This is a genomic window from Pseudorhizobium marinum (assembly GCF_000705355.1).
Taxonomy (GTDB): domain Bacteria; phylum Pseudomonadota; class Alphaproteobacteria; order Rhizobiales; family Rhizobiaceae; genus Neorhizobium; species Neorhizobium pelagicum.
The window spans coordinates 48,460-54,707 of record NZ_JMQK01000026.1 but is presented as its reverse complement, the minus strand read 5'-3'; the positions used below and the strand labels follow the sequence as shown (position 1 = coordinate 54,707).

The 6,248-nt window shown below is 62.5% G+C and carries 8 protein-coding genes; 7 read left to right on the top strand and 1 reads right to left on the bottom strand.

The annotated features are described in order from the left end of the window. Nucleotides 1-334 (bottom strand): isocitrate/isopropylmalate family dehydrogenase (locus EO99_RS0122425; RefSeq protein WP_029620807.1); only part of this gene is annotated, 334 nt, incomplete at its 3' end. 218 nt (nt 335-552) lie between these two features. Between EO99_RS0122425 and EO99_RS0122420 the strand changes: the two genes are divergently transcribed. The 7 genes from EO99_RS0122420 to EO99_RS0122390 all read left to right on the top strand — a co-directional run bounded on the left by EO99_RS0122420 (nt 553) and on the right by EO99_RS0122390 (nt 6,227). Next, the gene (locus EO99_RS0122420; RefSeq protein WP_029620806.1) at nt 553-1,089 is read left to right on the top strand and encodes a hypothetical protein; all 537 of its coding nucleotides are present in this window, start codon (nt 553-555) and stop codon (nt 1,087-1,089) included. 199 nt (nt 1,090-1,288) lie between these two features. Next, nucleotides 1,289-2,092: a 30S ribosomal protein S2 gene (gene rpsB, locus EO99_RS0122415; RefSeq protein ID WP_029620805.1), complete on the top strand. Its 804-nt coding sequence runs from the start codon at nt 1,289-1,291 to the stop codon at nt 2,090-2,092. 167 nt (nt 2,093-2,259) lie between these two features. Next, a complete protein-coding gene (tsf, locus tag EO99_RS0122410; protein ID WP_029620804.1) occupies nt 2,260-3,186 on the top strand; it encodes a translation elongation factor Ts in 927 nt (308 codons plus the stop codon). A 95-nt stretch (nt 3,187-3,281) separates the two neighbouring features. Beyond that, complete coding sequence (gene pyrH, locus EO99_RS0122405) at nt 3,282-4,004, top strand: UMP kinase (RefSeq protein ID WP_029620803.1); 723 nt, start codon at nt 3,282-3,284, stop codon at nt 4,002-4,004. A 39-nt stretch (nt 4,005-4,043) separates the two neighbouring features. Beyond that, on the top strand, nt 4,044-4,604 hold the full coding sequence (frr, locus tag EO99_RS0122400) for a ribosome recycling factor (RefSeq protein ID WP_029620802.1): 561 nt from the start codon (nt 4,044-4,046) through the stop codon (nt 4,602-4,604). Between the two features lie 46 nt (nt 4,605-4,650). After that, nucleotides 4,651-5,394 carry an isoprenyl transferase gene (locus EO99_RS0122395; RefSeq protein WP_029620801.1) on the top strand — a complete coding sequence of 248 codons (744 nt, stop codon included), beginning with the start codon at nt 4,651-4,653 and terminating at the stop codon, nt 5,392-5,394. Then, nucleotides 5,394-6,227 carry a phosphatidate cytidylyltransferase gene (locus tag EO99_RS0122390; RefSeq protein ID WP_029620800.1) on the top strand — a complete coding sequence of 278 codons (834 nt, stop codon included), beginning with the start codon at nt 5,394-5,396 and terminating at the stop codon, nt 6,225-6,227. The genes EO99_RS0122395 and EO99_RS0122390 overlap by 1 nt, the downstream gene beginning before the upstream one ends. The last annotated feature ends 21 nt before the right edge of the window (nt 6,228-6,248 follow it).

The following is a 6,248-nucleotide window of genomic DNA, read 5'->3' as shown; positions in this document are numbered from 1 at the left end:
TCGGCTCGCGGAAGATGACGCCGCCCAGGATGTTGCGGATCGTGCCGTTCGGGCTCTTCCACATCTGCTTCAGGCCGAATTCCTCGACGCGCTGCTCGTCGGGCGTGATCGTCGCACACTTGATGCCGACGCCATGCTTCTTAATGGCGTGCGCGGCATCGACCGTCACCTGGTCGTTCGTCGCATCGCGGTTCTCGACGGACAGATCGTAGTATTCGATGTCCAGATCGAGGTAGGGCAGGATCAGCTTGTCCTTGATGAACTGCCAGATGATGCGGGTCATCTCGTCGCCGTCGAGATCGACGACCGGATTGGCTACCTTGATCTTTTGCATGGATTCCTCTTCGAATACGGGCAGGGATGGCTATCCCCGGATTGGACATGGATCGGCTGCGCTATAGCATCCACGGCCCGGAACGCAAAGCCATACGCAGGATCCGAGTGGCATTTAACCGCGCCCCCGACGTCTGATCCGGCCGTTCCATTTGGATATTGCCAATCCGGCGCGCTCGGATAATCTGCCGCCACACGCAACCCGATCGGACCTCCACCATGCGGAACGTCATCCTCGCCGCTGCCCTCAGCCTTGTCGCCGGCCTTGCATCGGCCGCCGAACCCGTCGACCCGGTGCGCGAGGTGATGGAGATCACGGTAAGCAACTGGGGCAGTGCCGAGAGCGAGTGGCGTTACATCTTCGACGAGGAGCCGCTGCAGCGCCTGTTCAGCCAGCGCTTCCGGGCCGCCTACGTCGAGGCCTCCAAGAAGCCCGCCTATGAGACCGATGACGGCGGTCCCGGCGATCCCTTCGGCTATGATGTCGTTACCGCCTCCCAGGATGGTTGCCCGCTTGAGGATGTCGCGATCGACGCCGCAGGCGGCGAGGAAAACGGTGTCACGACCGTCAAGGTGCGCTTCAAGCTCTGGCGCTGCCTCGACCAGGCGGAACTGAAGGACAGCACCGACGAGGTGCATTTTGACGTGGTGGCGGAAAATGGCGGTTATGTCATCGACGACATCCACCGGGTCTCTTCGGACAACCGCGATTCCGTCGTGGAGGAGATGAAGCAACTCGCCCTCGGAACCGATTGAGCGACCCACGGGTCCGCCTGATCTCGGGTTATTTTCCGCAATACCCTTGCGTTTGCGAGGGATCGCCTGTATGCGCACCACCATTCCACACGTAAGGCATGGGATGTTCCGGGAGAAATCCGGACTGTTCCGCCGGTGGCATTCTCGAAGAGGGTGCTGTTCGCCTTGCGGAGGTTCAACCGGAAAAGGAGAAAAAGGCATGTCACTGCCTGATTTTAGCATGCGCCAGCTTCTGGAAGCCGGCGTTCACTTCGGTCACCAGACCCACCGCTGGAACCCGAAGATGAAGCCCTACATCTTCGGCGATCGCAGCAACATCCACATCATCGATCTGGCACAGACCGTGCCGATGCTGTCGCGCGCCCTGCAGGCCATCTCGGACACCGTTGCCCGTGGCGGCCGTGTTCTGTTCGTCGGCACCAAGCGCCAGGCATCCGAACTGATCGCCGATTCGGCGAAGCGTTCGGCCCAGTACTACGTCAACTCCCGCTGGCTCGGCGGCATGATGACCAACTGGAAGACCATCTCGAACTCGATCCAGCGCCTGCGCAAGCTGGATGAGATCCTCGCGTCTGACGCATCGGGCTTCACCAAGAAGGAACGCCTCAACCTGGAGCGCGAACGCGAGAAGCTTGACAAGGCTCTCGGCGGTATCCGCGACATGGGCGGCACTCCGGACCTGATGTTCATCATCGACACCAACAAGGAAAAGATCGCTATCGACGAAGCCAAGCGCCTGGGCATCCCGGTCGTCGCCATCATCGATTCCAACTGCGATCCGGACCTCATCGACTACCCGATCCCGGGCAACGACGACGCCTCGCGCGCCATCGCTCTGTACTGCGACCTGATCGCTCGCGCTGCCATCGACGGCATCGCACGCCAGCAGGGCGCATCCGGCCGTGATCTCGGCGCGTCTTCCGAAGCTCTGGTCGAGCCGGCGCTCGAAGGCGAAGCCGTGGCTGAAGCCGAAGCCGTGGCCGAGCCTCAGGCTCAGGCCTGATCCTTTCGAGGGGCGGCGTCCGCGCCGCCTCTCGTCCTCCGGGTCGAGGCAAGCCTCCCCGCGAAGGGTCTTCATTACCCTGTCATATTTCCGGGTACATTCGTCCCCAACGCTGCCTTCGCCGATGATCTTCCGGCCGAGGCGATCTTGAAAACAAGAGGCACATAATGACCGAAATCACAGCCGCAATGGTGAAGGAACTGCGCGAGAAGTCTGGCGCAGGCATGATGGACTGCAAGAAGGCGCTTGCCGAAAACAATGGCGACATGGAAGCTGCGATCGACTGGCTGCGCGCCAAGGGCATCGCCAAGGCCGACAAGAAGTCCGGCCGCACCGCAGCCGAAGGTCTGATCGGCATCGCCAGCACCGGCACGACGGCTGTCGTCGTCGAGGTCAACTCGGAAACCGATTTCGTGGCCCGCAACGATGCCTTCCAGGATCTGGTCCGCGGCATCGCCCAGGTTGCCCTGTCCACCGACGGTTCGGTCGATGCGGTCAGCGCGGCGACCTACCCGGCATCGGGCAAGTCCGTCACGGACACCATCAAGGACTCCATCGCGACCATCGGCGAAAACATTAGCCTTCGTCGTTCGGCACTGCTGTCCGTCGATGATGGTGTCGTTGCCACCTACGTCCACAATGCCGTTGCCGACAACCTCGGCAAGCTGGGCGTTCTCGTCGCCCTGAAGTCGACCGGCAACAAGGACGCGCTGGCTGTCATCGGCCGCCAGGTCGCCATGCACATCGCAGCGACTGCGCCGCTCGCCATCCGGGCCGACGAAGTCGACGCGGCCGTCGCCGAGCGCGAGCGCAACGTCTTCATCGAGCAGTCGCGCGAATCGGGAAAGCCGGAGAACATCATCGAGAAGATGGTCGAAGGCCGCATGCGCAAGTTCTTCGAGGAAGTCGCTCTGCTGTCGCAGGCCTTCGTCATCAACCCGGACCTCACTGTCGGCGCGGCCGTCAAGGAAGCCGAGAAGGAAGTCGGCGCACCGATCGAAGTCACCGGCATGGTCCGTCTTCTGCTCGGCGAAGGCGTCGAAAAGGAAGAATCCGACTTTGCGGCCGAAGTGGCTGCCGCCGCCAAAGGCTGACCCGGCGCAACTATCCCGGTAAAACGACAAGGGCACCGCGTGACAACGCGGTGCCCTTCGTGTATCGGCAAGCCGGTTCATTGTCAGGAGTACCCATGTCCCCCAAGCCCATCTACAAGCGTGTTCTCCTCAAGGCCTCTGGTGAAGCTCTGATGGGCAGCCAGGGCTTCGGGATCGATGTCGCCGTGGTGGATCGTATTGCCTCCGACATATCGGAAGCCCGTGCCATGGGCGTCGAGGTCGGCGTCGTGGTCGGCGGCGGCAATATCTTCCGCGGCGTGGCCGTCGCCTCCAAGGGGGGCGACCGCGTGACCGGCGATCACATGGGAATGCTGGCGACCGTCATCAACGCGCTGGCGCTCGCCACCTCGCTGCGCAAGCTCGACATCGACACCGTCGTCCTGTCGGCGATCGCCATGCCGGAGATCTGCGAAAGCTTCACCCAGCTGCGCACCCTGCACCATCTGGAGCAGGGCAGGGTGGTGATCTTCGCCGGCGGCACCGGAAACCCCTTCTTCACGACGGATTCGGCCGCCGCCCTGCGTGCCGCCGAAATCGGCGCAGAAGCCATCTTCAAGGGCACCCAGGTCGACGGCATCTATTCCGCCGATCCGAAGAAGGTCCCGACGGCAACCCGCTTCGAGCAGCTGACGCATGGCGAAGTGCTCGACAAGGGCCTTGCGGTGATGGACGTCGCAGCCGTTGCGCTGGCGCGAGAGAACTCCATCCCGATCATTGTATTCTCGATTCACGAAAAGGGCGGTTTCGCCCAGATATTGAACGGTGGCGGTCGCAAGACCATCGTCTCCGACAACTGAAGCGGGTTAAGGAACCTGAGATAAGACTGGAGTGGACGGATGAGCGGATCTATCGATCTCAACGACATCAAGCGCCGGATGGACGGCGCCATCAATGCCTTCAAGAGCGACCTCAATTCGCTGCGCACGGGGCGTGCTTCGCCCAGCATTCTCGATCCGGTCACGGTGGAGGCCTACGGTTCGCGCGTGCCGCTGAACCAGGTCGCCAACATCACGGTGCCGGAGCCTCGCATGCTCGGCGTGTCCATCTGGGACAAGTCCATGGTGAACGCTGTCGATCGCGCCATCCGCGAATCCAACCTGGGTCTGAACCCGATCATGGACGGCCAGAACCTGCGCATTCCGCTGCCGGAGCTCAACGAGGAGCGTCGCAAGTCTCTGGTGAAGGTCGCCCATGACTACGCCGAGAAGGCGAAGGTCGCGATTCGTCACGTCCGCCGCGACGGCATGGATGATCTGAAGAAGTCGGAAAAGGATGGCGTCATCGGCCAGGACGAGAGCCGCTCGCTCTCCGACAGGGTTCAGAAGATGACGGACGAGACAATTTCTGAAGTCGACCGCTTGCTTGGCGAGAAAGAAAAAGAAATCATGCAGGTGTAGGTTTAACCTGCGCCGGCGCTCCTTACGCCCGACAATCGGAATTGCGATGGCTAGTCTCGATCTTTCAGTCATTCCTGAGCATGTTGCCATCATCATGGATGGCAACGGCCGTTGGGCAAAGCAGCGCGGTCTTCCGCGCACGATCGGCCACAACAAGGGCGTGGAGGCTGTCCGCGAAACGGTGAAGGCTGCCGGCGAAGCGGGCGTCAAGTTCCTGACGCTGTTTGCCTTCTCCTCGGAAAACTGGAGCCGGCCGGAAAGCGAGATCGACGCGCTGCTCGGCCTGTTGCGAAGGTTCATTCGCCGCGATCTCGCCGATCTGCATCGGGAGAACGTGCGCATCCGCATCATCGGCGAGCGCGACAATCTGCGAGGCGACATCCTGCCCCTGCTGCTCGAAGCCGAAGAAACGACCCGCAATAACACGGCGATGACGCTGGTGATTGCCTTCAACTACGGCTCCCGCAATGAGATCGCCCGCGCCGTGGCCAAGATCGCCGCAGATGTCGCCGCGGGCTTCATCGCCCCCGATGCCGTCGATGCCGAGATGATCAGCCGCCGTCTGGATACGGCCGACATTCCGGATCCGGACCTGATCATCCGCACCAGCGGCGAGGAGCGGCTGTCCAACTTCCTGCTCTGGCAGGCCGCCTATTCCGAACTGGTCTTCCTGCCCTGCTACTGGCCGGACTTCGACCGCCAGCAGTTCGAAGAGGCGCTGCGGATCTTCGCGTCACGCGACCGGCGCTTCGGCGGGCTGTCGCCCGCCACCACCGCGGTGGTTGGATGATGAGCCTGGAGCTCAAGCGCCGCATCATCTCCGCAATCATCATGGCCGCCGTCGTGCTTGCCGCGACCTGGGCAGGTGGCATGCCATTCCAGATCCTGGCGGCTGCCATCAGTCTCCTCGTGTATTTCGAGTGGTCGACGATCGCGCGGCTGACCGAGCGCAATTTCACCGGCAATCTCGTCGCCTGGGTCGCCCTGATTCTGCTGGCAGCCAACATCGCCTTTGGCGATCCGGCCATGAGCATGCCGCTGCTGAGCGGATTCGTGATCACGGTGGTGCTGATCGTGATGATCGGGGGCGGGACGTGGTGGTTGCCTGGCGGGCTGCTCTATGCGGGTCTGAGCGGCGTCTCGCTGGCGGCGATCCGCGACGGCGGCGCGGCCGGTCTGGCGGCGATCCTGTTTATCTTCGCGGTCGTCTGGGCAACTGACATACTCGCCTATTTCATCGGCCGGGCCCTGAGGGGCCCCAAGCTTGCACCACGCATCTCGCCCGGCAAGACCTGGTCGGGCGCGATTGGCGGCGCGGTCTCGGCCGTAATCGCGGGCTCGCTTTTGACCTTCGCGTTCTTCGGTCGCCTGTCGGTCTGGATCGTGGCCCTGTCGTTGATTCTCTCCGTGGCGAGCCAGATCGGGGACCTCTTCGAGTCCTTCATGAAGCGGCGATTCGGCGTCAAGGATTCCAGCCAGATGATTCCCGGCCACGGCGGGGTCATGGACCGGGTCGATGGCCTTGTTTTTGCCGGATCCGTCATCTTCCTGCTGGCGCTTGTGTCGGGTCCCCTGAGGGGCCATGTTGATGTGTCGGTGGCCGAATTCCTGTTCGGTCAGTAACGGCAGCCGGCTCTGCCGGAA